Here is a 1,779-nt window from a genome sequence, read left to right as displayed (position 1 = left end):
GCGGCAGTTATGAACGACCGGTCCTGACAAAAGCGGTCGTTCGCTCACGAGTAAAAGCGTGAAGAGGTTCGTGGTCGAACGAGAGCAGTATGCGCTAACATATCGATGTCATTCATGTCCATCGCGTCCCCTACAATGCAGCAGGGGCATGACTTACTGACCATCATGAAAGCTTTACCTACCCAGAGGGTAATTTCAGGTATCCCGGAACTGAACTGTGCCGGGTTTTCTGGCGGCTCTAGCTTCTGAGAGATCGATGCCCATATGAGTGAGGCAACGAATAAGTTTTTCATTGACGTCCATGAGCATGCGATTCGCATGGTACTGGATAACGAAGCCGAGCATCCGTGACGGTGGGCTGTCTCATCTATCGTAACCAAGATAGGTTGCTCGCCAGCCACGTTGCGCTAATGGACAGGGTGAATGACTGATCGGCCCATCGTTACGATCATCGTGCCCGGCTACGATGTCGAGCCCTACGCGCAGGAAGCGCTGGCCTCGTTACGGGCACAGACGCTCACCAACTGGGTCGCGATTCTCATCGATGACGCGTCCAACGACGCGACGGGCGCGATCTTTGACCGTGCCGCTGCCGAGGATTCGCGGTTCCGCACTGTGCGGCTTCCCCGCCAGGGCGGTCTGGGCGCGGCGCGCAATATTGGCCTCGACCGCGTGGGGACGCCGTATGTCGGCTTTCTCGATGCCGATGACGTCCTGATGCCGGGGGCGCTCGCGCGGCTTGTGGGCATGCTTGAGGCAAGCGGCAGCGATTTCGCGCTCGGTGCCTATGTGAGGCTGCACCCCGACGCGGACGGCGGATACACGGCGGGCGACGTGCAGCCCTGGATTGCGGCGGCGACGGTGCCGGAGCGCGTCGGCACGACGATTGATGCGCATCCCGAGGCATCCGCGAATATCGTGGCCTGGTCGAAGGTCAGTCGGCGCGATTTTTGGACGCGCCACGGTCTGCGCTTCCCCGAGGGCAAGCTCTACGAAGACCAGATTGTCGCGCAGGCCATGTATGCCCATGCGCGCCGGTTCGATGTCGTCCCCGACGTGATCGCCCATTGGCGTGTGCGTGCCGACGGCTCGTCGATCACCCAGCGCGAGGCGCAGCTTGATGTGCTGCGCGATTGCCTGGAGGCGATGGATGCCGGGCTGCGGGTCTTGGAGACAAATGGGCATCCGTTGGCCGCCCAGGTGCGTATCCGCACGATCCTGACGATGGACCTGCCGCGCCTAACCATGATTGCGCAGGAGCATGCGTCCGTCGCCTACCGCCAGGCGCTCGGCGTGTTTGCCCGGGGCGTGTGGGACCGGGCTGTCGCTGCCCGGACGGGGCTTCCCCCCGACGCCGAGGCGGCCCTGGCCGCTGCCCGCGTGTGGTAATGCAGGCGGGCGGTGGCGGGATTGCCGCATAACCGCGACAGATGGAATTCAATGCGTGTGGCGAAGGACGAGACCGGCGGTCAGGAACTGCACGGTAATGTCAGCGGCATGAATCCTCTCAAAAGGAAGCCTTTACATAATGACCCTTCCATCCGATCGAGAATTCCTGTAGCCACGCCGATCTTGCTAATCGGAAATTTCAATGAAATCAAAGTGCCAAATTTTTACGCCCGTTATGATTACTGATTATTGCAATCAGCGGTTTTCTCCTCTCTTCAATCCGATTGAGGTACACGCTTTAGAGGGTTATTTAATCCGATTGCATAAGGGGAAGACTTATCCGCCCTATCGGGGAACCCGGCTTAATCTACAGGCGGTTGCTTATGAGGT

Annotated in this window: 1 protein-coding gene; it reads left to right on the top strand. The window is 59.7% G+C overall.

The genetic code is table 11. From position 1 onward, the window contains the following. Positions 1-423 precede the first annotated feature (423 nt). On the top strand, positions 424-1,389 hold the full coding sequence (locus tag VZ95_RS19630) for a glycosyltransferase family 2 protein (protein ID WP_045777367.1): 966 nt from the start codon (positions 424-426) through the stop codon (positions 1,387-1,389). Positions 1,390-1,779: the final 390 nt, after the last annotated feature.

The sequence above is a fragment of the Elstera litoralis genome (assembly GCF_000963705.1).
Taxonomy (GTDB): domain Bacteria; phylum Pseudomonadota; class Alphaproteobacteria; order Elsterales; family Elsteraceae; genus Elstera; species Elstera litoralis.
Note: the sequence above shows the minus strand (reverse complement) of the source record. Positions and strands in the feature narration are given on the sequence as shown.